Annotated in this window: 22 protein-coding genes; 14 read left to right on the top strand and 8 right to left on the bottom strand. The window is 54.7% G+C overall.

The features are described from left to right. Positions 1–69: 69 nt before the first annotated feature. The 11 genes from V5T82_RS02685 to V5T82_RS02635 all read left to right on the top strand — a co-directional run bounded on the left by V5T82_RS02685 (position 70) and on the right by V5T82_RS02635 (position 12405). Positions 70–2283: a sensor histidine kinase NtrY-like gene (locus V5T82_RS02685; RefSeq protein WP_332894049.1), complete on the top strand. Its 2214-nt coding sequence runs from the start codon at positions 70–72 to the stop codon at positions 2281–2283. Between the two features lie 12 nt (positions 2284–2295). Beyond that, positions 2296–3699: a nitrogen assimilation response regulator NtrX gene (gene ntrX / locus V5T82_RS02680; protein ID WP_332894048.1), complete on the top strand. Its 1404-nt coding sequence runs from the start codon at positions 2296–2298 to the stop codon at positions 3697–3699. 41 nt (positions 3700–3740) lie between these two features. After that, positions 3741–5117 carry a Trk system potassium transporter TrkA gene (trkA, locus tag V5T82_RS02675; RefSeq protein WP_332894047.1) on the top strand — a complete coding sequence of 459 codons (1377 nt, stop codon included), beginning with the start codon at positions 3741–3743 and terminating at the stop codon, positions 5115–5117. Next, complete coding sequence (locus tag V5T82_RS02670) at positions 5118–5966, top strand: D-amino-acid transaminase (RefSeq protein WP_332894046.1); 849 nt, start codon at positions 5118–5120, stop codon at positions 5964–5966. After that, on the top strand, positions 5963–6625 hold the full coding sequence (locus V5T82_RS02665) for an HAD family hydrolase (RefSeq protein WP_332894045.1): 663 nt from the start codon (positions 5963–5965) through the stop codon (positions 6623–6625). Before V5T82_RS02670 ends, V5T82_RS02665 begins: the two co-directional genes overlap by 4 nt. A gap of 159 nt (positions 6626–6784) precedes the next feature. Then, complete coding sequence (gene hfq, locus V5T82_RS02660; protein ID WP_332894044.1) at positions 6785–7033, top strand: RNA chaperone Hfq; 249 nt, start codon at positions 6785–6787, stop codon at positions 7031–7033. A gap of 5 nt (positions 7034–7038) precedes the next feature. Next, complete coding sequence (gene hflX, locus V5T82_RS02655; RefSeq protein ID WP_332894043.1) at positions 7039–8397, top strand: GTPase HflX; 1359 nt, start codon at positions 7039–7041, stop codon at positions 8395–8397. 148 nt (positions 8398–8545) lie between these two features. Continuing rightward, positions 8546–8809: a hypothetical protein gene (locus V5T82_RS02650; protein ID WP_332894042.1), complete on the top strand. Its 264-nt coding sequence runs from the start codon at positions 8546–8548 to the stop codon at positions 8807–8809. A gap of 38 nt (positions 8810–8847) precedes the next feature. Beyond that, positions 8848–9675 (top strand): inositol monophosphatase family protein, encoded by an 828-nt coding sequence (locus V5T82_RS02645; protein WP_332894041.1) that lies wholly within the window; start codon positions 8848–8850, stop codon positions 9673–9675. Between the two features lie 12 nt (positions 9676–9687). Then, positions 9688–10566, top strand: a complete 879-nt coding sequence (locus V5T82_RS02640) for an NAD(P)-dependent oxidoreductase (protein WP_332894040.1) — start codon at positions 9688–9690, stop codon at positions 10564–10566. 153 nt (positions 10567–10719) lie between these two features. Further along, positions 10720–12405, top strand: coding sequence for a methyl-accepting chemotaxis protein (locus V5T82_RS02635; protein WP_332894039.1), 1686 nt, complete (start codon positions 10720–10722; stop codon positions 12403–12405). A 48-nt stretch (positions 12406–12453) separates the two neighbouring features. Here V5T82_RS02635 and V5T82_RS02630 read toward each other — a convergent pair whose 3' ends face one another. Beyond that, positions 12454–13083, bottom strand: a complete 630-nt coding sequence (locus tag V5T82_RS02630; protein ID WP_332894038.1) for a hypothetical protein — start codon at positions 13081–13083, stop codon at positions 12454–12456. Between the two features lie 31 nt (positions 13084–13114). Continuing rightward, positions 13115–13957 carry a nucleoside triphosphate pyrophosphohydrolase gene (mazG, locus tag V5T82_RS02625; protein ID WP_332894037.1) on the bottom strand — a complete coding sequence of 281 codons (843 nt, stop codon included), beginning with the start codon at positions 13955–13957 and terminating at the stop codon, positions 13115–13117. Positions 13958–14028: 71 nt separating this feature from the next. Here mazG and V5T82_RS02620 point away from each other — a divergent pair, with 71 nt between their 5' ends. Together V5T82_RS02620 and V5T82_RS02615 are read left to right on the top strand one after the other, a co-directional pair. Further along, positions 14029–14409 carry a hypothetical protein gene (locus V5T82_RS02620; RefSeq protein WP_332894036.1) on the top strand — a complete coding sequence of 127 codons (381 nt, stop codon included), beginning with the start codon at positions 14029–14031 and terminating at the stop codon, positions 14407–14409. 79 nt (positions 14410–14488) lie between these two features. After that, on the top strand, positions 14489–17212 hold the full coding sequence (locus V5T82_RS02615; protein ID WP_332894035.1) for a cation-translocating P-type ATPase: 2724 nt from the start codon (positions 14489–14491) through the stop codon (positions 17210–17212). Here the strand turns inward: V5T82_RS02615 and V5T82_RS02610 are convergent. After that, positions 17203–17964 (bottom strand): YkgJ family cysteine cluster protein, encoded by a 762-nt coding sequence (locus V5T82_RS02610; RefSeq protein WP_332894034.1) that lies wholly within the window; start codon positions 17962–17964, stop codon positions 17203–17205. The genes V5T82_RS02615 and V5T82_RS02610 overlap by 10 nt on opposite strands. 58 nt (positions 17965–18022) lie before the next feature. Here V5T82_RS02610 and V5T82_RS02605 point away from each other — a divergent pair, with 58 nt between their 5' ends. Next, the gene (locus V5T82_RS02605) at positions 18023–18229 is read left to right on the top strand and encodes a hypothetical protein (protein ID WP_332894033.1); all 207 of its coding nucleotides are present in this window, start codon (positions 18023–18025) and stop codon (positions 18227–18229) included. Positions 18230–18235: 6 nt separating this feature from the next. On the opposite strand, the gene V5T82_RS02600 is transcribed toward V5T82_RS02605, so the two are convergent. From V5T82_RS02600 to metG, 5 genes are all read right to left on the bottom strand, one after another. Next, positions 18236–18724 (bottom strand): YchJ family protein, encoded by a 489-nt coding sequence (locus tag V5T82_RS02600; protein WP_332894032.1) that lies wholly within the window; start codon positions 18722–18724, stop codon positions 18236–18238. A 14-nt stretch (positions 18725–18738) separates the two neighbouring features. Further along, positions 18739–20601, bottom strand: coding sequence for a bacteriohemerythrin (locus V5T82_RS02595; RefSeq protein ID WP_332894031.1), 1863 nt, complete (start codon positions 20599–20601; stop codon positions 18739–18741). Between the two features lie 628 nt (positions 20602–21229). Continuing rightward, positions 21230–22003 (bottom strand): MBL fold metallo-hydrolase, encoded by a 774-nt coding sequence (locus tag V5T82_RS02590; RefSeq protein WP_332894030.1) that lies wholly within the window; start codon positions 22001–22003, stop codon positions 21230–21232. A gap of 9 nt (positions 22004–22012) precedes the next feature. Next, on the bottom strand, positions 22013–22795 hold the full coding sequence (locus V5T82_RS02585) for a TatD family hydrolase (protein WP_332894029.1): 783 nt from the start codon (positions 22793–22795) through the stop codon (positions 22013–22015). Between the two features lie 5 nt (positions 22796–22800). Next, positions 22801–24360, bottom strand: coding sequence for a methionine--tRNA ligase (metG, locus tag V5T82_RS02580; RefSeq protein ID WP_332894028.1), 1560 nt, complete (start codon positions 24358–24360; stop codon positions 22801–22803). Positions 24361–24385: the final 25 nt, after the last annotated feature.

The following is a 24385-nucleotide window of genomic DNA, read 5'->3' as shown; positions in this document are numbered from 1 at the left end:
AGGTCTGGCATGACAGAAGCTGTCCAACAGCCAAACGTAGTTAACAAGCCCCGACTGAGACCCCGGGGGATGTTTTCGCGCGTCTTGATGAGCCGCCGCGTGGCGTTTGTGTTGGCGGCGAGCGCCATTGTACTGGGCACCGCGACCTTTGGTTTGATGACCGGGACGTCGACAGGTACAGGCACGCCGGACCCTGCAAAACTTGAAGCCTTTTTAATCGCCGATTTGGTGATCTTGTTGCTTTTGGCTTTGGTCATCGTTTTGCGCATCACACGCATGTGGGCGCAGCGCCGCCAAGGGATGGCGGGCTCGGCGCTTCATATGCGCTTGGTCGTTATGTTTTCGGCCCTGGCGGTGACGCCTGCTATCTTGGTCACGGTCTTTGCCGCCTTGTTTTTGAATTTTGGCTTCAATTCATGGTTTTCTGATCGGGTGAAAACCGCAGTGGATGCATCACAAGCCGTCGCTTCTGCCTATTTTGAAGAACATATCCAAAGCATTGGTGCAGATGTTATGTCTATGGCGGCGGATTTGAACCGCGATCAGGCGCTACTCAGCGCCAACCCGAACCTGTTGAATTTGGCGTTATCCAACTACGCCAAGGAACACAATTTGACCGAAGCGTCTGTCATCAGTCGTTTCGGCGATGTTTTGGCGCGGGGTGAAACGGAACTGCCGACCATCGGTGTCGGGCGCATTCCCCCCAACGCCATTGACCGGGCGAACCGGGGCGAGTTGGTGGTTTTGACCGCCACCGATGCCGACCAGGTGCGCGCCCTGATGCGCCTGGAAGCCTATTCCAGTGCCTATTTGATGGTGGGGCGTTTCATTGACGCTCAGGTGCTGACCAACATGGACCGTGTGCGCCAAGCCGCCCAGACCTATTTGCGCATGGAAGAAAGCGGCGGCAAAATCCAAATCACCTTTGTTGCAATCTTCGCTATGGTGTCTTTGTTGTTGTTGTTCGCCGCCGTTTGGATCGGTATGGCTTTGGCCAACCAAATGGTGCGTCCGATCTCGCGCTTGATTGCGGCGTCTGCGCAGATCTCGAGCGGCAATTTATCCAAACGTGTAGAAGTTGACGACACCATCGGTGAATTGGGATCGCTCACCAGCGCCTTCAACGCCATGACCAGCCGATTGGAACAGCAACAACAGGGCCTGATGCAAATGAACCGAACCCTGGATGAGCGGCGTCGGTTTACCGAAACCGTTCTGTCAGGTGTCAGTGCAGGCGTCATCGGGTTGGATGGGGACGGGCGCATCGATTTGCCCAACCGCAGCGCTAGCCAATTGCTGGACACAGACCTTCAAGCCGCCTGCGGACAAGACTTGGCCGATATCATTCCGGAAATGGAGAACGCCCTGTCTGCCGTCAAGAAAAGCCCCAACCATGCCCAGCACGATGAAATTATCATTTCGCGCGAAGGCCAGCCCGACCGGGTGTTGAACTTGACCATGGCGGCTGAATTGCTGGAAGGCGACGTGATCGGCTTTGTCGCCACCTTCGACGATATGACTGAACTGCAATCGGCTCAACGCAAGGCCGCCTGGGCCGGCATGGCGCGCCGCATTGCCCACGAAATCAAGAACCCGCTAACCCCAATCCAGTTGGCTGCGGAGCGCTTGAAACGCAAATATCTCAAACAAATTCATGAAGATCCGGACACGTTCACGACCTGCACCGACACCATCGTGCGCCAAGTGGACGATTTGCGCCGCATGGTCGACGAATTTTCATCGTTTGCCCGCATGCCTCAGGCCGTTCTGCGCCCGGAAAACCTGTCGGAGCTGTGTCGTCAAACCGTGTTTTTGGAACGCAACCGGGTCGAAGGCTTGTCCATTGAGACGGACCTACCCGCCCAAGACGTCACGGTTTCGTGCGACGCCCAGCAAATCACCCGGGTTCTCACCAATGTTTTGAAAAATGCATCGGAAGCGGTGAGCGAATCCGGCATGGACCAAGACGGTTGGATTCGCGTTTCCTTGTCCCAGCAAAACGTGCGCAAAGGTGTTCGTACCTCAATCTTGGTTGAAGACAACGGCCCGGGGTTGCCCGAAACGGACCTGGTGCGGCTGACGGAACCCTATGTAACCACGCGCGATCAAGGCACCGGGCTGGGGCTCGCCATTGTGAAAAAGATCATGTCAGAGCACGGTGGCGATTTAAATTTGGAAAATAGGCTTGAAGGTGGGGCCAGAGCTGTGCTCACCTTCCCCCCTCAAGACGCGCAAAGCTCACCCGAAAGACCCGGACAATCCGAAGAGTTGCTGGTCAAATAAGAAGCAGAGAAAATGAGCCAAGATATTCTGATTGTTGACGATGAAGCCGATATCCGGGGATTGGTCGCCGGATTGTTGGAAGACGAAGGTTACCAGCCGCGCGAAGCTGGAACCGACACAGAAACCTTGAGCATGATTGAAACGCGCAGGCCGAGCTTGGTCTTGCTCGATATCTGGCTGCAAGGCTCACAAATGGATGGATTGCAAATCCTATCCGCCATCAAAAAACGCCACCCAAGCCTGCCCGTTGTGATGATGAGTGGCCACGGCACAGTGGAAACGGCGGTTAAAGCACTCAAAGACGGTGCTTATGACTTTATTGAAAAGCCGTTCAAGGCGGATCGTTTGGTGTTGGTGGTGGAACGCGCCATTGAAGCGGCGCGCCTGCGCCGTGAAAACGAAGACTTGCGCATGCGCACGGACACGGATGATGAGCTCATCGGCACATCGTCCTCCATCGCCCAAGTCCGCCAAGCTGTGGACCGGGTGGCGCCGGCGAATTCTCGTGTTTTGATTACCGGGGCCAGCGGCAGCGGCAAAGAAGTGGTTGCACGCATGCTGCATGACCGCTCAACCCGCAACTCCGGCCCCTTTGTTGTGGTCAACTGCGCCACCATGGAGCCGGAACGTCTTGAAATTGAACTGTTCGGCACCGAAACGCCCGGCGACGACGGCGAAGGCGGTCGGCGTGTTGGCTATTTCGAAGCGGCACACACGGGGACTTTGTTGCTGGATGATGTGACAGACATGCCCATGGAAACGCAGGGCAAAATCGTGCGCGTTCTGCAAGAGCAAATCTTTGAGCGGGTCGGTGGCAGCACCCGTGTCGAGGTTGATGTACGCGTGGTCGCCAGTGCATCCACAGACATTCAAGACGCCATTGGCGAAGGGCGGTTTCGCGAAGACCTGTTTTATCGTTTATCGGTGGTTCCCATCGAAGTGCCGACGTTAAAGAACCGGTGTGAAGACATCCCGATGTTGACGGCACACTTTATCACCGAAGCCTCTAAACGCTCGGGACACCCTGCGCGCAAGCTATCGGAAGACGCCATTGTTGCACTTCAGGCCTATGAATGGCCGGGCAACGTGCGTGAACTTAAAAACATCATCGAACGCGTCCTAATCATGGCCCCCGGCGATGTTGGTGAGCCCATCACGTCTGAACACTTGCCCAGCGAAGTGGTGTCTGGGAACGGTGGCGCTGCTCCGACCAATGGTGCGGGGGAAATGATGGGGCTACCACTGAAACAAGCGCGTGAGCTGTTTGAGCGTGAATACCTCAAAACCCAAGTGGCGCGCTTTGGCGGAAATATTTCGCGCACGGCCGAGTTCGTCGGCATGGAACGTTCCGCCCTTCACCGCAAGCTCAAATCGTTGGGTCTGAGCGGTGATGAGTTGACGAAAAAGTCCGGTTGATTGATCATCCAGGCGTCTTGAGAATCTAAGGGGTAGGCTTCATGAAAGTTGTCGTGTGCGGTGCAGGGCAGGTGGGTTTTCACATCGCCCAACATTTGTCCCGTGAAAACAACGATGTCACGGTGATCGACCAATCGCCGAAATTGATCCGTCGCATCTCCGACACTTTGGATGTGCAAGGTGTGATCGGTCACGCTTCACGTCCCGATGTGCTGGAACGTGCTGGGGCCGGTGATGCGGATATGATCATTGCCGTGACCGCAGCCGACGAAGCCAACATGGTCGCGTGCCAAGTGGCGCACTCTTTGTTCGACGTGCCCACCAAAATTGCGCGCATTCGCGCTCAGTCCTATTTGCAACCCATGTGGGCCAACCTGTTTTCGCGCGAACACATGCCCATTGACGTCATCATTTCGCCGGAAATTGAAGTCGCGCGCGCCATTCAGCGCCGCCTCACGGTGCCGGGTGCGTTTGAGATGATTCCGCTGGTGCAAAGCAAAGTGAAACTGTTGGGCGTGCGGTGCACAGATACCTGCCCGCTGATCAACACGCCTTTGCGCCAAATCACCCAGCTGTTCCCAGATTTGGCGATTACGGTCATTGGCATTGTGCGCAACGGTCACTTTATGACCCCGGACGCCGAAAGCCAGATGCAGCCGGGCGACAATGTGTATTTTGTCGTCGCCTCCGACAAACAAGACCGCGCCATGGCCGCCTTTGGCCACGATGAACAAGAAGCGCGCCGTTTGGTGATTTTTGGGGGCGGCAACATCGGTCTGTTCTTGGCCGAAGAGCTAGAAACCACCGAAAGCAACCTCAACATCAAGTTGGTGGATTGGGACGCCGAACGGGCCGGGTTCTGCGCCAGCCGCTTGAAAAAGACCATGGTCATTCAAGGCGACGCCCTGGACATGCAAATCATGGACGAAGCCAACATCGCCATGACCGAAGCCGTGATTGCGGTCACCAACGACGACGAAAACAACATTCTGTCGTCCTTGATGGCCAAGCGCGAAGGGGCCAAGCGCGCCATCACGCTGATCAACAAAGGGGAATACGAAACCCTGATCGGTTCTCTGGGTGTGGATGTGGTTGTCGATCCGCGCAACATTACGGTTTCGACCATTATTCAGCACGTGCGTCGCGGACGGATTCATTCGGTCCACACACTGGGTGAAGGCTTTGGCGAATTGATTGAGGCCGAAGCCCTGGAAACCTCGCCCATGGTCGGCAAACCCTTGAAAGAAGCCGATCTTCCCGATGGTATGGTGATCGGCTCCATTGTGCGCGGTGACGAAGTCATCAGCCCGCGCGGCAACACGGTCATTCAAGCCACCGACCGCGTCGTGGTGTTTGCCGCAACCGATATCATTGCCCAGGTTGAAAAGATGTTCTCGGTGCAGTTGGAGTATTTCTAGATGTCCATCTGTTACGTCAATGGGCGCTATGCGCCGCATCATGAAGCCACCGTGCACATCGAAGACAGGGGCTTTCAATTCGCAGACTCGGTCTATGAAGTATTTGCTGTGCAAAACGGTCGCATCATCGACGAAGACGGCCATCTGTCGCGCTTGAACCGCTCATTGACGGAGCTTGGCATTGCCCAGCCCATGGCGGACGGATCGATGAAAGTGGTTTTGCGCCGGGTGTTGGCCGTCAACCGCATCAAAACCGGCGCGCTTTATCTGCAGGTCAGCCGGGGGGTTGCGCCACGGGACTTCCCTGCACCTGAGGGCTTAAGACCCACCTTGGTGATTACGGCCTGGCGCACCAAACCGTTCGACGCAGCCGCTGTGAAACCTGCAAAAGTCATCACCCAGCCGGACATCCGTTGGAAACGCTGCGACATCAAAACCGTACAGCTGTTGGCCGGCGTGCTGGCCAAAACCGAAGCCACGGCCCAGGGGGCTGTGGAAGCTTGGCTATTGGACGAAAACGGCTTTGTCACCGAAGGCTCGGCATCCAATGCCTGGATTGTGACCGAGCAAGGCGAACTGATCACGCGTCATACCGATTGCGCCATTTTGGGCGGTGTCACACGCAAAGCCGTGCTGAAACTGGCTAAACAGCACGGTCTGACCTATACCGAGCGCGCGTTCAGCTTGGACGAAGCCAAAGCGGCACGTGAAGCGTTCACGTCGTCTTCGACCGTGATGATCCGCCCGGTGGTGCAAATCGACGACGCTCAGGTCGGCGACGGTGAAATCGGCCCGTTTTCGCGCAAGGTCATCGACCTCTATGGCGCTTATCTTCAAGGTAACCTATGACTGACACCCAACCCACGCGACCGAAAGCCATCATCTTTGACTGGGACAACACCCTGGTGGACAGCTGGCTGATTATCCAAGACGCGCTCAATGCGACGTTTCGCGAATTCGATGTAGAAGAATGGACGTTAGACGAAACCAAAGCGCGGGTGGCAAAATCCCTGCGCGATAGCTTCCCCGAACTGTTCGGCGATCGCTGGGAAGAGGCTAAAGACGTGTTTTACGGCCATTTCAAAGCCATTCACTTAGAGCGCCTGACCCCGCTGCCCGGCGCAGCCGATATGCTGGCTGAGCTCGCAGGTGAGGGGATTTACTTGGGCGTGGTCAGCAATAAGACCGGCACGCTGTTGCGCAAAGAGGCTGTAAAACTGGGCTGGGACAAACACTTCGGCCAAATTATTGGCGCGACCGACGCACCCCAAGACAAACCTGCAGTTGATCCGGTTGTAATGTCTTTGCAAGGCTCCGACATCGATTTGGGGGCTGACGTTTGGTTTGTGGGGGATTCCAAGATCGATATGGAATGCGCCGTGAACGCCGGATGTTTGCCCGTGTTGATCCGTGAAGAGCCGCCCGAGACGGAAGAATTTTTAGGCGCAGAACCTGCTGTATATCTTAAAGAACTACAGGGGCTTTTAAATTTTACGAAGACGCTGTAAGATCGCACGGTCCATCTGGGGGGGCCTTATCGTAGGGGGAAATCAGTGACGATGTCTGGGGGCAGCGTCTTGATGAAATCCACACGGCCTACATGGAAATAATAATTGCGCGGGTTGTTCCCAACTTCTGGCGCACATAAACTGACTTAAGGAAGCACCATGGCTTCAGATAAATCACAGAACGTCCAAGACGTCTTTCTCAATCACATCCGCAAACAAAAAACACCCGTGACCGTCTTTTTGGTCAACGGTGTGAAGCTGCAAGGTATTGTGACGTGGTTTGACAACTTCTCTGTCCTGTTGCGCCGCGACGGACACACGCAGTTGGTCTATAAGCACGCGATCTCGACCATCATGCCGTCACAGCCCATTTCGCTGTTCGAACCCGAAGTGGTCGATGAGGAATAACCCCTTTGTCTGACCGCACTGGCGGGGGGAAAAAGGGGAGCAACGTATTCACCTTTGGTGACGAAGGTGAAGGTTACGCCAGAGGCGAACGTTGTTTGGTTGTTCATCCGCATTTGAAAAATACAGGACGCTCTGAAACCGGGGCGGCCTTTCGTGCGCCTGAAGCACGGCTGGAAGAGATCATCGGCCTTGCCTCCGCCATTCAGGTGGAGATTGTCGCGGCCGAGATTGTGGGCCTGTCGCAACTCAAACCCGGCTCGTACTTCGGCAAAGGCGTGATTGAGCGCTTAGACGCCATAGTCAAAGGCCGTGACGTGGGTGTAATCATCATCGACGCCCAGCTCAGCCCCGTTCAGCAGCGCAACTTGGAGCGTGAATGGGAGTGCAAGGTCCTGGACCGCACGGGCATCATCTTGGAAATTTTCGGTGAGCGGGCGCGCACCAAAGAAGGCCGCTTGCAAGTCGATTTGGCACATTTAACCTATCAAAGATCACGACTTGTGCGGTCTTGGACCCACTTGGAACGCCAACGCGGCGGCGCGGGCTTTATGGGCGGTCCCGGCGAAAGCCAAATTGAGGTCGACCGGCGTTTGATTGACCAGCGTATCACCAAGCTCAAAAAACAGCTTAAAGAGGTCAAGCGCACCCGCGAGCTGCACCGCGAAAGCCGTCGAAAGGTGCCGTTCCCTATCGTGGCCCTTGTGGGCTATACCAACGCGGGCAAGTCGACTTTGTTCAACCGTCTGACCGAAGCGAAAGTGTTCGTCAAAGACCAGCTTTTCGCCACGCTGGACCCCACCATGCGCTCTATTGAGTTGAAATCGGGCAAAGAGATCATCTTGTCCGACACCGTGGGCTTTATTTCGGACTTGCCCCACGAGCTGGTCGAAGCCTTCCACGCCACGTTGGAAGAGGTCTTGGAAGCCCAAGTCATCGTGCATGTGCGCGACATTTCCCACCCCGACAGCGAAGCGCAGATGCTGGATGTGGAGGAGGTCATGAAGGGCCTGGGCGTGGACGAAGAACGCCTCAGCGACAACTTCATCGAAGTGCGCAACAAAATGGATGCGTTGGACGAAGACGAGCACGACGTGCAAATCAACCTCGCCAAACGTGCCGAGCAGCCGGTGATCCCCATGTCTGCCGTGACCGGGGAAGGGGTGGACGACTTCTTGGCGGCTGTCGAAGATCAACTCGCCAAGGGGCTCGAGACGCTCACCACCACGTTGGACCCTGCAGACGGCAAACGTCTGTCCTGGCTTTATGCCCATGGCGATGTGAAAGCCCGGACAGACACTGAAGTCGGCATCGAATTGGTGGTTGAGCTAGATCCCGCCAACGCAAGACGCTTCGAACAGCTCTAATTATCTACATTTTATCCTAAGCTACAGCCTAACACGCAGAAATCCTTAGGTTTCGCGTTAACCACTTCTTATATCCTAGTAGATATCCTGAGTGGAGAATCGCCAAAAAAACGAAGGCGATCACAGCAAAAGCTTGGAAGGGAAGATCATGGCCAGTGCTCAAGCACAGCGAAAATGGCGCGAGAAGCATAAGCTCGTCAAATCGCAACTGAACGTCATGGCGCATAAATCGACACACGAAAATCTCAACGAGATTTCGGAGCATTTTGAACTCAACGGCAAAGCCGACGCCGTTGCATTTTGCGCGTATGTCCTCAAAGCTCTGCTGCAAAAGAGCGAGCGTGACGCGACCACGTTTTTGTACATCGATGCGCTCAAGTCCGGCTTTAAACGCGAGCGGGACAACAGCTGAAGCATAGTCCGTTTACGGGACTTGCCCCGAGGGTTGGAATGACCCAAGATCGCTTCATGGAAGAGTTGATTCGGGATGTGGAAGAACTGATGCGCGTGGTCGCGAAAGAAGAAATTCTTTCACGCTTTGGTCAGTTGCACAAACACGACATCAGGGCCAAAGCCCGTCCCACTGATTTGGTGACCATTGCCGATCTCGAAGCCGAGGTCCGCATGATTGAAGGTCTGGCAAAGTTGTTGCCCGGGTCCGTTTTTGTCGGCGAAGAGGAATCCTTTCGCGATGCTTCGGTGTTGGACCGTCTGCATGGTGAGCAGCCGGTTTGGACCATCGATCCCTTGGACGGCACCAACAACTTCGCCCAGGGCAAGGCGTGTTTCACCACCATTTGCGCCTTGATCCAAAATGGCGAAACCCTCATGGGCTGGATTTTGGATCCCGTGGCCGACGTTTGTGCGACGGTGAAGCGCGGCGAAGGTGTGTTTTTGAACGGTCGCGCCATATCCTTTGATCCACCTCAAAGCGTTTCGGACATGACCGGGTCTTTGGGCGACAAGACGCGTCCTAAAATTCAGGCGCGCATGGACAAAGGTGAGGCGGATTTGCCGCGTCATCTCATCCGCCACCACTGTTGTGGGCGGGAATACCTGGACGTTTTGGTGGGTAAGCTCCATTTCATTCACTACGGCGGGGCGTTGTATCCCTGGGATCACGCCGCCGGGCAGTTGATGATGGACGAAATCGGTGCCTATGCGCGCCACCGCCGCAAGAAAACTGCGTACCAACCGGCCAACGGCGCAAAAGGGGGCGAGCTGTTCATCGCGCCCACAGAAGCCAGCTTCGATGTGCTGGAACAGACCTTATTTTAAGGAGTAAACGTAATGAAAACCGCATTTCTTGGTTTGGGCGTGATGGGCTACCACATGGCTGGCTATCTGCAAAAAGGCGGCCATGAGACCACCGTTTACAACCGCACGTCTGCCAAAGCCGTCGCCTGGACCGAAGAGTTTGGTGGGAGCATGGCAGAAACCCCTGCCGAGGCCGCCAAAGGTGCGGACATCGTTTTTGCCTGCGTGGGTAATGACGATGATCTGCGCGCGGTCGTGTTGGGCGAAAACGGCGCGTTTGAAGGCATGACGCCAAACACCATCTTCGTCGACAACACAACGGCCAGCGCAGAAGTGGCGCGTGAACTTTATGCAGCTGGCAAAGAACGCGGCATTGCGTTCATCGACGCCCCTGTGTCGGGTGGTGAAGCGGGCGCCCAGCAAGGAATCTTGACCGTTATGTGCGGTGGGGATGAAGACGCCTTTGCCACGGCTCAACCCGTCATTGATTGCTTTGCGAGAGCTGTAACTTTGCTGGGGCCCAGCGGTTCTGGTCAGCTCACCAAAATGGTGAACCAAGTTTGCTTCGTCTCCACGGTTCAAGGTCTTTCCGAAGGTCTGAATTTCGCTGTTCGTGCTGGGTTGGATGCCAAAAAGGTCCTTGAAGTGATTTCCAAAGGGGCCGCACAGTCTTGGCAAATGGACAACCGGGGCACCACCATGGTCGATGATGAATTTGATTTTGGCTTTGCGGTCGATTGGGTGCGCAAGGATTTGGGTATCGTTCTCAGCGAAGCCGACAACAACGGCTCTCAAATGCCCATGACCGCCTTGATTGATCAGTTCTATAAAGAAGTCCAAGCCATGGGCGGTGGACGCTGGGATACATCTAGCCTGATCAAACGATTGCGGCAAAATGATGAAAAGCCATAACCTTTGTCTTCTATGTTCAAATAGTTACAATTAATTGAACATTTTTTTGCGCTGCAGCGCATTTACTGTTGCACCTGCACAATTCGTGTTATGTAGCATCACCGATACCACTTTCGTGGATCGTTGAGTGGAACATGACTATTAGGTGCGACTATGAATTTGCAAAACCTCCCCATCAATAAAAAATTGCTCTTGATCGTTGCTTTGGTGGCCGCCGGCATGGTGGCCTTTTTTGTCATTTCGTTGATGTCTCTGCGCTCCGAAATGATGGAAAGCCGTCAGCAAAAGACCAAAAGTATTGTTGAATCGTCCTTATCCATCGTCTCGCACTTCGAAAGTCGTGCCCAAAACGGCGAAATTAGCGTTGAAGACGCCAAAGTTTTGGCCAAAGAAGCGGTCGAATTCATGCGCTACGACGGCGGAAACTATGCCTGGATCAATAATCTGGATGCACAAATGGTGATGCATCCGATTAAACCGGCCTTGAACGGGAAGGATGTTAGTAACGTCAAAGACCCCAACGGTCTGAAGCTGTTCATTGCCATGGTCGATGAAGTTAAAGCCAACGGGGCGGGCTACGTGCCGTACATGTGGCCAAAGCCTGGCGCAGATGCTCCCCAGCCAAAAATTTCCTATGTCGCCGGTTTTAAACCCTGGGGCTGGGTCATTGGTACGGGCGTCTACGTTGATGACGTGGACCAAGCGTTTATGAACCAAGCCGTGTTCTTCGGCATTATCTTCATTGTCGTGGTGGGGGCTGTGGTGGCCGTGTCCATGCTGATTGGTCGCTCGATCACCCAACCCATTTCTGCTTTGTCGAAAACCATGGTGACCCTGTCGGGTGGCGATCATGGCGTCGAAATCCCCGGTATGGACCGTGGCGATGAAATGGGCAGTATGGCAGGTGCCGTGGATGTGTTCAAACAATCTATGATCCGTGCCGACCAACTGGCTGAGGAGCAAAAAGCAGACGAAGAGCGTCGCAAAGCCCGTGCTCAGCGCATTATGGATCTGACACAACGGTTTGATTCCGACGCGGCTGGGATGATTGAAACGGTCTCGTCCGCCGCGACGGAGCTGCAATCTTCGTCCCAGTCCATGACGGGAACGGCGGACCAAACCATGCAACTGTCCACGGGCGTTGCGAGCGCTTCGGAACAAGCGTCCGCCAATGTGCAGACCGTTGCGTCGGCAGCGGAAGAGCTGTCGAGCTCCATTTCCGAAATTTCGCGCCAAGTTGCCCAATCCACACAAATCGCAGGTACAGCGGTGTCAGAAGTGGACGGCGCCAACACTAAGGTCCAAGGTTTGGCGGACGCGGCCAACAAAATCGGCGAAGTGGTGGCCTTGATCACGGACATTGCCGATCAGACCAACCTGTTGGCCTTGAACGCGACCATTGAAGCAGCGCGTGCGGGTGAAGCGGGTAAAGGCTTTGCGGTTGTGGCGTCAGAGGTCAAAAACCTCGCCAACCAAACGGCCAAAGCGACGGAAGAGATTTCCAGCCACATCGGCGGGATCCAAGGGGCGACGCAAGATGCGGTTGCTGCAATTGGCTCCATCGGTGGGATCATAAACCAAATTAACGAGATCTCGTCCGCCATTGCGGCTGCTGTTGAAGAACAGGGGGCCGCGACGTCTGAGATTGCACGCAATGTCGAACAAGCAGCCCAAGGCACGCAAGAGGTCTCAGGCTCCATCACCGAAGTGACGCGCGGCGCCAGCGAAACGGGCAGTGCAGCCAGCCAGGTGTTGTCGGCATCTGGTGAGCTATCACGCCAGTCGGAAATGCTGAAAAGCACGGTGAGCACGTTCCTTGCGGATGTGCGTTCGGCATAAACACGCAGACGCATCACGAAAAAGGGCCCCTGGTTTGGGGCCCTTTTTTTATTCGATGATAAAGACCGCGCGGGGGCGGGGGCTCATGATGCTTTCGATGTCCCAAGACAGCCACTTGTAGCGTGGGTCCTTGGGGTCTTTCTTTTCGATCGTCGCGTTGTGGCTTTTGATCGGCATATCGGTTTTGACGCGGATGGTGCCTTGCATGTTCAGGCCCATGTCGTAAATGCGTTTGCGGTTTTCCTGCTTGATGGATTTGCCTTCCAACACCACATAGCCCGAATTCGCCACATATTTCAGCTGTAAGATCAGCTCATTTCGGCGCAAAAATGTGACCGTTTTGGCTTTCAGCAGATCGCCTTTGCGCTCCCACTTCACACGGAAATGGCCTTCGCGGTAGTACTGAAACTCTTGCGTATTGGCGTCTCTAGAGAAATCGCGTTCGATGACGGCGATTTTTTCTTTTTCTTCCGCGCGGCTGATCTTGCCTTTGCGCAGCCCGTCGAACAGATACACATCGGCCATATAGCCGTCGAAGATCATGGAATAATAGCCCGCCCGGTCCACTTCGATTTCGGCATCGAAGCGCGAAGGCAGGTAGCACGACGCCAGGACCATGGCGGCTAAGCCCAAGGTGGCGGTCTTTGTGGCAACGCGTTTGAAAGTATTTGAAATCATAAGTCCCATGATGGCGGGTTTCTCACCAATCTCAAGTTTCTTTTTGCAAAGATTTGGCTTCGTTCCACAAACGGTCAAGTTCGTCCAAGGGTGTCTCTTGAACCTCTTTGCCCTGGTCCCAAAGCGTGTGTTCGATATGTTTGAAGCGGGTTTCGAACTTTGAATTGGCCGATCGCAGCGCGGTTTCGGGATCAATCCCGGTTTTGCGCGCCAAATTCACACACGCAAACAGCAAATCGCCAAGCTCAGCCTCCAAGGCCTCTCGGTCGCCACTGTCGATCTCGGCTTTGACTTCGTCGATTTCTTCGTGGATTTTGTCGATGACGGGCAGGGTGTCGGGCCAATCGAAGCCCACACGCGCGGCGCGTTTTTGCAACTTGTTGGCGCGCATCAAGGCCGGATAGCCGTGGCTGACGTCGTCCAGAACGCCGTGGGGTTCTTCGGCATTTTCGGCTTTGGCCTTGCGTTCTTGTTCTTTCAGGGCTTCCCAATTCACCGTTTGGTCGTCGGCGCTGTCAATGCCGGACTGCTCGCCGAACACATGGGGGTGGCGGCGGATCATTTTTTGCGTGATGGCGGCGGCGATGTCGTGAAAGTCGAAATCGCCTTGTTCTTTGGCCATCTGGGCATAAAACACCACTTGGAACAGCAAATCGCCCAGCTCGTCCTTCAAATGTGCCATGTCACCCCCCCGATTCAAGGAATCAATGGCGTCGGCGACTTCGTAAGCTTCTTCAATGGTGTGCGGCGCAATGGTGGCGAAGGTTTGTTCCAAATCCCAAGGGCATCCCCCGTCGGGCGCGCGCAACTGCGCCATCAGTTCCAACAAGCCTTCTAAGTTGGCAGACGGGAGTGGACGAGAAGAATCGGTCATGAACCTGATTATGCCTGAGCAGCCGCATAATGCTAATATCCGAATCGTGAAAAAGAAGAGGAGATAGCCGCATGAGCTGGCCGCATCGCGAAGACGGCACCGTCGATTGGGAAACCGTGTTTGAAGACGAAACCACGGGATTGATCCATTTTGTGACGTCGACCCGCTCGACTGAGGCTTTGGCCCGGTGTGCCCATGTAATTGTGAATTCACTGTTCATCCGCGAAGAAGACCCGCCGTACCGCGAAAAATTCAGCGCAGCCATCGACGAATTGCTGCAATCGGGCAATGAAAACGCCCGCGAAAAGCTTATGGACGTGATCCAAAAGATCAAACAAAACCGGATCGAACGGGTCGAGCGCTATTTGGAAGCGGGCGCGCCAACCCCCGAACAGCGCCGCTTGGAAGATGAAGACCCTACGGACGCTTTGAAGGTCTTGGACGACGGCTGATTTTGCTTTTCCCGACTGGACTTCGGTGGAATAATTAAAGGCAGAGGGACTTCACTCTTTTGGGTTTCGGAGGCTTCTTATGCCTATGAATTGCGCCCATTACCCCCCGCAAAAACCCCCAAACGGCGTGATTTGGCACGCCCAAAGCCCTGCCGATGTGTTCAAGCGGCTCGAAACCTCTGAGCATGGCTTGGACAAAGCCGTTATCGCCGAACGTCTCGCGCGCCATGGCCCCAATAAGCTGCCAGACGTCAAGCCGACGCATCCGTTTTTCCGGTTCTTTGCCCAGTTTCACAACGTCTTGATCTACGTGTTGCTGGGCGCGGCGCTGACCACGGCCGTGTTGGACCACTGGTTAGATACGGCCGTCATTGTGGGCGTGGTGCTGATCAACGCCATCATTGGCTTTGTGCAGGAAGGTAAGGCGGAAAATGCATTGCGCGCTATCCGTCTGATGCTGTCACCCCAGGCTATGGTTTTGCGTTCCGGACAGCGTCAAACCGTAGACGCGGTGGACTTGGTGCCTGGCGATGTTGTGGTGTTGCAGTCGGGCGATCGCGTGCCTGCCGACCTGCGGCTGTTTCGCACCAAAGGGCTAATGGTCCAAGAAGCCGCACTTACGGGTGAATCCGTTCCTGTGGAAAAAGGCGTTGAAGCCTTAGACACCGAAACCGTCTTGGGCGATCGCACGTCTATGGCCTTTTCCGGCACGCTGGTGACGTCGGGCCAAGGGGCAGGGGTGGTGATCGGAACGGGCGTAAACACCGAATTGGGCCAAATCAGCACTTTGGTCGCCAATGTGCAACAGCTCATCACGCCGCTGCTGACCCAAATGGCGCGTTTTGGCATGTGGCTGACCGGGGCGATTTTGACCATTGCGGGGGCAACGTTTGTTTATGGTGTGTTGGTGCAGGACTATACCGCCACACAGATGTTCATGGCGGCGGTCGGCTTGTCCGTGGCGGCGATCCCCGAAGGTCTACCTGCCATTATGACCATCACCTTGGCCATCGGTGTGCAGCGCATGGCCGCAAGAAACGCCATTGTGCGCAGGCTGCCCGCAGTTGAGACGCTGGGCGAAGTCAATGTGATTTGCTCGGACAAGACCGGGACTTTGACCCGAAATGAAATGACGGTGCGCACCATTGTGACAGCGGGTCATAGCTTCGGTGTCAGCGGTACGGGCTACGACCCCCATGGCGGTTTTGAAATGGACGGCCAAGATGTGGACGCTGCGGATTTTCAAGTCTTGCAGGAGACCTTACGCGCCGCCGCGCTGTGCAACGACACCCGCATGGTCCAACAGCCGGGACAGTGGTCGGTGGAGGGCGATCCCATGGAAGGGGCGTTGTTGATTGCGGGTGACAAAGCCGGGCTAGAACCGGACGCCCTTAACCAACAATTCCCCCGCACCGACTTGATCCCGTTTGAATCCGAACACAAGTTCATGGCGACGTTGCACCACAGTCACGCTGGGGATGCGCATATCTTTGTCAAAGGTGCGCCGGAAATTGTGTTGAACAAGTGCAAACAGGTCCGCACCCCAAGCGGGGTGGCGGCTTTGGATAAAGACGCGTGGCATGAACGGATCAATCAGCTTGCCGGGCGGGGGCAACGGGTCTTAGCCATTGCGACCAAATCCGGGGTGTCGCGTCAAACGGAGCTGAATTTCCAAGACGTGGACAACGGCTTGGTCCTGTTGGGGTTGTTTGGCTTCATTGACCCGCCGCGCAACGCAGCGATTGAGGCCGTCAAGACCTGCAAGAGCGCAGGCATCTTGGTGAAGATGATCACAGGGGATCACCGGGCGACAGCCTCAGCCATTGCGCGGCAGTTGGATTTGCACAACCCCAACGAAACCCTGACGGGGGTCGCGTTAGAGGAGCTGGACGACGCGCAGCTGTCCCAGCGCGTTTTAGACATCAACGTCTTTGCCCGGGTCAGCCCGGAACACAAACTGCGTCTGGTGAGCGCCTTGCAAGCCCAAGACTTGACCGTGGCCATGACCGGGGACGGGGTCAACGACGCACCCGCGCTCAAACGCGCCGATGTGGGCATTGCCATGGGTGAAAAGGGGACCGAGGCGGCCAAAGAAGCCTCTGAAATGGTGTTGGCGGACGATAACTTTGCGTCCATTGCCAATGCTGTTGAAGAAGGCCGCACGGTTTACGACAACATCCGCAAAGCGATCTTGTTCATTCTGCCCACCAACGGCGGTGAAGCCTTAGCCATTCTTGCGGCCGTCATGGTCGGTTTTGAAGAGCTCCCTCTGACGGCGCTGCAAATTTTGTGGGTGAACATGATCACAGCGGTGACATTGGCGCTGTCTTTGGCGTTTGAACCACCGGAAGCAGACATCATGCGCCGCTCACCTAGGGGACGTGACGAGCCTGTCTTGGGCCCGTTGTTTGTGTGGCGCATCATGTTTGTGTCGATCATCTTGCTGATCGGCACGTTTGGGTTCTTCATTTGGGAAATGGAAAACGGTGCCAGTGTAGAGCGTGCGCGAACAATCGCCGTCAACACACTGATTTATTTCGAAATTTTCTATCTGTTCAATGCACGTTTTATCACGGCCCCAGTCCTCAATATGAACGGGCTGTTTGGCAATCGTTATGTTCTGATGGCGATTGCGGTGTTGGTGGTGTTCCAACTGGGCTTTACGTATTTAACGCCCCTGCAAACTCTGTTTGGTACTCAAGCCATTGGCTGGACGGACTGGTTGAAGATTGTTTTGGTGTCTTCCAGCGTGTTGTTTTTGGTCGAGCTTGAAAAAGCTCTGTTCCGTCGAAATCACGCCTGATCGAGCATGCGGCGGTACGCGTCCGCACACGCGCGGTAGCGGGCGTGGTCTTTGGCGAGCTCCGCCACACTTTGGGTGCGTTGTGCAAAGTCTTCCATGATGGGGAGTTGGAGCTTGGCAAACGCGAACATGTCGACTTGGGGCAGGCGGGGGGTGAGGGTTGAGAAATTCACCACCACATGTCCGCCGCGCGGGTTATTCGCCATCTTTTCCACGTCCATACGCACTTTGGGGTTTCCCGCCAACATAAATTCGCCGTAGGCCTTAAGTGTCGTTGCATCGGCTTTCAAGGCGCTGAGTTCAGCCTCATACTCGGTTCGTTCGACAATGGATTTGTTTTGATACACCAATGGCGCGTTTTCGGTGATGTCGCAGGTCCAGCCTGCCTTGGGGATCAGCAGATCACCTTGGTCGTCTTCTGCGCGGGCACCCGACAGAGGCATGGTGCGACAGCGCTGAGGCTTGGTCTCGTGTACGGCGCACAGACCGTCGGGCAACAGAGCCGGGCAGTTCACACCGCTGGGGACATAGGAAAACGGCGTCATGCGCACAGCAGCGTGTTTTTTCTTTTTCAACTGGACCGTCACGCCCAGCTCTTCAGTCCGGGCGAAGGATTTGCCCCCTTGGCGCACCGGGCTCCACATGATGAACAAGGGAAATCGGTCCGCATGGGCTAAGGCATCGGGGATGGTCAGCGGCAGCCACCCTTGGCAACATTTTCCACACGCAGTGCAGTTAAAATGACGATCCATTTTGAACCCAGTTGTCTATATACTGGGGCGAGTGTGCACAGAATGCAGGTGTGAGTCCATGAAGCTGAACTGGAAGAACCCCAGATTAATCAAAGCCACCGCTGGCGGGGCCTTGTCCATCGTCGACTTGGTGGTGTTTATTTCGTGCCTGCGTGTTGAAGACACCAACTGCACCGCCATCACGGGGCTGATCGGCCTGGCTTTGATGGTGTTTGTGATGTGGAACGGCTTGATCTACATCGCGCAGCACAGGGCTCGGATGTAGCCCAGATTAGTTTGCCCCGCAGCACTTCTTGAATTTTTTGCCCGAACCACAGGGGCAGGGGTCATTGCGGCCGACCTTTTGCACGCGGCGCGGCTCAACGGCTGGGTTGATTTGGCCGTCCACATACATCCATGCGCCATCGATTTTGCGGAAATCGGACTTTTCTCGGTGCGCTTGACGCTCGCCGTTTTCAATAAAACGGGCGGTGAAGGTCACGGTGCCGGTTTCGTCATTGGGCCCGCCATCGGTGGTTTCGGTGATTTCCAGGCCTTGCCATTCCAGGCCGACAAATTGGGCTTTGGCAGAAGAAATATTGTAATCTGCCGCAGCTTCGGGGGCGTGAGTTGCGGCCACGTGTTCGAAGTTGCCTTTGACGTGCGCGGTGTAGCGCGACCGCATCAGCGCTTCGGCTGTTTCAGCTTTAGCGGACCCGTCTAGGATCGGTCCACAGCACGCTTCAAAGGCTTTACCGGATTTACAAGGGCACTCAGTCATGGCAGGGGGCTCGCTTAAGATTTGGGGGCGGGTTCGTGTTTGATCCCCTTATATCCGCCCAAATGCTTTTGAACCATATCTTTGTTGCGCTCAAAGTAGATCGAATAGGCCATGTCTTCTTTTAGAATGTGAGAATACCACCAGTTCTTCAAATAAGCCGCCGTCGCGTCGCCGTCGAAATGGGCTGGAAGGTCTTGAAACAGCGTTTGTTTGTCGCGCATCCACTGACGGAAATCGTCGTGGCGGGCCTTGTGAGCCTCAAACCCTGGGTATTTCAGGGCTTTCATCAGTGTTTCTTCCGAAGTCAGGTGGGTTTCAGCATACACGACGAATTCGCTCAGAAACTGGGCCATGAGCGTACGGTTCTCATGGTCCACAGCCTCTTTCAGATCATTGATCATGCTGAGCAAGGTGTGGTGGTCTTCATCCCATTGTTTGACCCCAACACTCATGGTTGGCATCCATTGGAGCTCCGCTTCGGGATCATACGTCGCCAGGGGGTGGTCGAGTTGGGAATGGTCGATGGGCAAAGTGAACGACGCAATGGTGCCTTCACCCAGTGTGCTGGTTAAGGCAAAACGACCACCTTGGATTTCGATAAACTGTTTACAAAGGGGCAGGCCAAGTCCGGTGCCTTCATGCGAGCGCCCACTTTCGCGCTCCACCTGAACAAAGGGTTGGAGGGCGCGGTGAATATCTTGGGGGGCAATGCCGCGGCCCGTGTCGATGACTTCAAAGGTTATCGCGTTCCCCATGATCTGTGCATTGATCGTGATTTGTCCACCAGAAGGGGTAAAACGCACGGCGTTGGACAGCAAGTTGATCAAAACCTGGGAAACCGTTCGGCGATCAGCGGTGATGTAGGGGATTTGCGGGCTCAACTTGTTCACCAAAGCAATATCGCTTTTATCTGCGCGTGAGCGCACCATCATTAAGGCTTCATCGGCAATGGAATACATGTGTACGGGCTCTAAGTGCACGGTGTATTTGCCCGATTCAATCTTCGCCATGTCGAGAATTTCGTTAATCAACTCCAGCAAATGCGAGCCGCTTTTGTGAATGTCTGAGGCATAATCCTTATAGAACAGGGGTCTTATAGGGCCCATGATTTCGTTTTGGATCATATCAGAAAAGCCGATGATGGCGTTTAAAGGGGTGCGCAACTCGTGGCTCATGATGGCAAGGAACTGCGATTTGGCTTTGTTGGCGGCTTCGGCCTGTTCCTTGGCCTTGAGGAGCTCCAACTGCATTTCGTTGAGTTGAATCTCTTCACGCCGGCGATTGTATTCCAACTGGAGCAAACTGCCCAAAACGGCAATGCCGAGGATGTTCGCTAAATACATTTGCGGCCAAACTGTAATCAACGCCCCCCAAATTTTGTCTTCGGGCAACAAATACACCACAGGCATGCTGATCAAGGTGGTGGCGAACGCTATGGCCAACAAAATACGAATGGGAGGGAGCAGGGTGGTTTGGCGTACTTTCCAAGTGTAGTGAACCATAAGGCCCGAAAACCCAAAGATTACGCAATAAAACACACCTGCAAGAGCGCCGGGGCCACCCAGCTGAATGCGCATAAAAACATTGATGATGGTGGACACTGCCGCAGCCAAAGGCCCGCCGATCATGCCCGACAACAACAAGGGCGCGCCGCGCGCATCACCGAATATTCCGGTCTCAAATTCAAAGGGATGGAACATCAGTAACGCCGAGGTCAATCCGAAGGCCAGTCCGATCAAAATGGATAATTTTTTTGACGAAGCTAGTCGGGCAGGTTCAAGTTTGGTCCAAAAGACCGACATAACCCAAGCGAGTATAGACAACAGACCAATGTTGGTAATGAATGATGTATAGCTGTCGATCAGATAGTCGTACACAGGTAACCTCAAGCCCAGATGTAAAAGCCCTTCAATCTGTATGTGAATGTATCACACTGCATGTACGATATCTAATGCGTAAGTGGCCTACAGTGCTGTAAAATCTATCAATATTATCAACGCAATACGTCATACTATTTCATAACAACGATTGATGATCGGTGGGGCATGGAACAATTTTTGGTGTAGGTTATCTGAGAAGTGTATTTCCTCCCTGATTGGCCGTGTATTCAGAGCCATATAGCCCTTTGGCAAACACCATCGCAATGCATTTATTTCCACTGTGACGTTTTGGCTGACGCTGTTCAGTACCATTGGAGTAAAAGTCATCAACCAAGAGCACCAATTCCGAAAGCAACGTCGATAATAGCGCTGTGCAGCTACACAACGTTAGAAAATTGAGATCTAACGCCACAAACAGGCACGTTTCAGCTTACGCTGTCTCAAATTTGCTTTCACGTATGAATCCGTTTGAGACAGGGACGCTCTAAATGAACCTCAAATAACGCAACACTATTTTCGCATAATTTATATTATGGAAAATAATATGTTATGTTTAATGTTAGGAAGTTATGGGGTTTTATTTGTGTTTCAGTTGCTGTAGGACGCGTTTGCAATTGAAATAAACTTAAAGGTCAATGACCAGCCCGTCATAGCTCACAAACACATTGTCGGGCAGTTTCTTTTGAAGCGTCTCATAGTCCAGATTGAAGCTCAGATGCGTCAGGTAAGCGCGTTCGGGTTTGATGCGCTCGATCCATTCCAAAGCCTGATCCACACCCAAATGTGTTGGGTGTGCACTTTCATTGAAAGTGCCCAGCATCCAGACCTTAATCCCCTCCAACATTTCAAACCCGTCTTCGTGCATGGCAATCAGGTCTGTTGAGTACGCAAAGTCACCAAACCGGAGCCCATAGGTATTCACGTAGGCATGGTCTTGTTCAATGGCTTTGACGTTAAGCCCGGCAACGTTAAAGGTTTGGCCGTGGCCGATTTCCTGGGGAACTAAAGTTGATTTGTAATAAAACTCAGCTTCCGGCGCTAAGGGGTCCAGCACATAGCCAAAGCGTTCGCGGATGGATTTGAGCGTGCGTCCATCGGCATACATGGGTATCGCGGCGTTCATCAAGCGGTTGATGCCGCGCAGATCGTCTACGCCGTGCAAGTGGTCAGAATGTGCATGGGTGTAGATGACAGCATCTATATGCTGGATTTCATGACGCAAAAACTGTTCGCGCAAGTCCGGAGAGGTGTCGACCAAAATACGCTTACCTGCGTCTTCGACGAGGATTGACGGCCGTGTGCGGCGGTTTTTGGGGTTGTTGGGATCACATTTGCCCCAACCTGATTCGATGCTGGGTGTGCCTGCGGATGATCCAGAGCCTAAAACCGTGATGCGCACCCTCTTCTCCTACTCTGCAGGTCGCTCAGCTTTTGTGAACAGTTTAAAGAAGTTGTTGGTCGTGGCGGTTTCCAACTCAGCGTAGCTCACGTATTTGATCTCAGCCAGTTTTTCCGCCGTGTGGCGCGTATAGGCCGGCTCATTGGGCTGGCCGCGATGTGGAATGGGCGCCAAATAGGGTGCGTCCGTTTCCACCAGCAGTCTGTCCAGTGGCACATGCGCCACAGCATCGCGCAGCTCATCGGCCTTTTTAAAGGTGATGATCCCAGAAATGGAGATATAGAGCCCCATGCTGACAGCCGCCTGGGCGAATGCGCTCGACGCGCTGAAACAGTGGATCAGACCGGGGAAAGCCCCCTTCTCCATTTCGTTGTGCAGGATCGCCAGCGTGTCTTCTTCGGCGTCACGGGTGTGCACGATCAGTGGCAATTGGCGTTCTCGGGCAGCCGCAATGTGCGTGCGAAAGGCCTGTTGCTGGGCTTCACGCGGGCTGTGTTCATAAAAATAGTCCAGCCCCGTTTCGCCAAAGCCGATGACTTTGGAGTGGTTGGCGTTCTCCATCAGCCAGCTGAACGTCACCATATCGCCTTTGCCCGCCGAATGCGGATGCACACCGACCGTGGCCCAGATGTTGGGCTGGCTTTCAGCGACGGACAAAACGCCTGGAAATTTGTCGATGGCTGTGGCGATGGTCAGCATGGCGCCGACACCGGCTTCGCTGGCCCGACGGTTGGTTTCCGACAAGTCCTCGAATTCTGGGTAGTCCAAGTGGCAGTGGCTATCGACCAGCATGGGTTTTAGCCTTCAGCTTCCGGTTCGACAAAACGCGGGAAGACCCCTTCGGGCTTAGGTAATGCGGCGCCGGGAACCAAAGCGTGACCTTCGCCCAAGAAGGCAAAATCGCGGTGGTCGTGGGACACGGCCAACAGGTCCAGCATCTTCGCCATGGCTTCAGGCATAAAGGGCTGCAAAACCAAGGCGATATGGCGGATACATTCAGCCAGTACATAAAGCACCGTTTCCATGCGCGCCGGGTCTTCTTTTTTCAGTTTCCACGGCGCTTGGCGATCCACATAACCGTTGCAAGCTCTGATCAGTACCCAAATGTCTTCAAGTGCTAGGTTAAACGCTTGCACATCCATATGCTCACGCGTCGCATCAATCAGGCTGTAAGCCTGGTCAAGCATTTCACGGTCGTCGTCGGTGAACTCACCATGGGTGGGCACAGCGCCGTCGCAGTTCTTCGCCACCATGGACAAAACACGCTGGGCGAGGTTGCCGAGATCGTTGGCGAGTTCCCCGTTCATGCGTGCCACCATGGCCGTGTGAGAGAAATCGCCGTCGTTGCCGAACGGCACTTCGCGCATGAGGAAGTAACGCACCGCGTCCAGTCCGTATTTCTCCACCAGATCGATGGGATCAATGACGTTGCCCAAGGATTTGGAGATTTTCTGTCCTTCGTTGGTCCACCAGCCGTGGGCAAACACACGCTTGGGCGGCTCGACGCCAGCGGCCATCAAGAACGCAGGCCAATAGACCGCGTGAAAGCGCAAGATGTCCTTGCCGACCATGTGCAGGTCTGCGGGCCAATAGGTCTGGAACTCGCCGTGGTCTTCGTCGGGGAAGCCGCAGGCGGTGATGTAGTTGGTGAGCGCGTCCAGCCACACATACATGATGTGGTCGTCGTCACCGGGAACCGGAACGCCCCATTTAAACGTGGTGCGGGACACGGACAAGTCCAAAAGCCCACCTTCGACAAAGCTGGTGACTTCGTTGCGGCGGGTTTTGGGCAGGATGAAATCCGGATTTTCGTCGTAGAACTTCAGCAAGCGATCGCCCCATTCGGACAGCTTGAAGAAGTAGCTGGCTTCCTCAACCCATTCGACCGGAGCCCCGCTGGGCGCGACTTTGTTGCCGTCGGCGTCTTTGGTGAGCTCTTTTTCGTCGTAAAAGGCCTCATCACGCACCGAATACCAACCGGCATACTTGTCCAGATAGATCTCACCTTTGTCCATCAGACGCTTCCACAGCTCTTGCACAGAGACTTTGTGGCGTTCTTCCGTGGTGCGAATGAAATCATCGTTGGAGAAGTTCATGGTGCCCAGCAAATCGCGGAAACGCTGGGACACTTCGTCGGTGAAGGTTTGCGGATCGACGCCCTTGGCCTGGGCCGATTTTTCGACCTTTTGGCCGTGTTCGTCCGTGCCCGTCAGAAACTTTACATCGAACCCGTCCAAGCGCATGAAGCGCGCCAACACGTCACAGGCCAGCGTGGTGTAGGCATGGCCGATGTGCGGAACGTCGTTGACGTAATAGATCGGCGTGGTGACGTAATAATGCTTGGGGTTCGTGTTCATAAAAATAAACCTTTGAGACTTCAGG

The sequence above is a fragment of the Magnetovibrio sp. PR-2 genome (genome assembly GCF_036689815.1).
GTDB lineage: Bacteria > Pseudomonadota > Alphaproteobacteria > Rhodospirillales > Magnetovibrionaceae > Magnetovibrio.
This window is presented reverse-complemented; position numbering and strand designations above follow the sequence as displayed.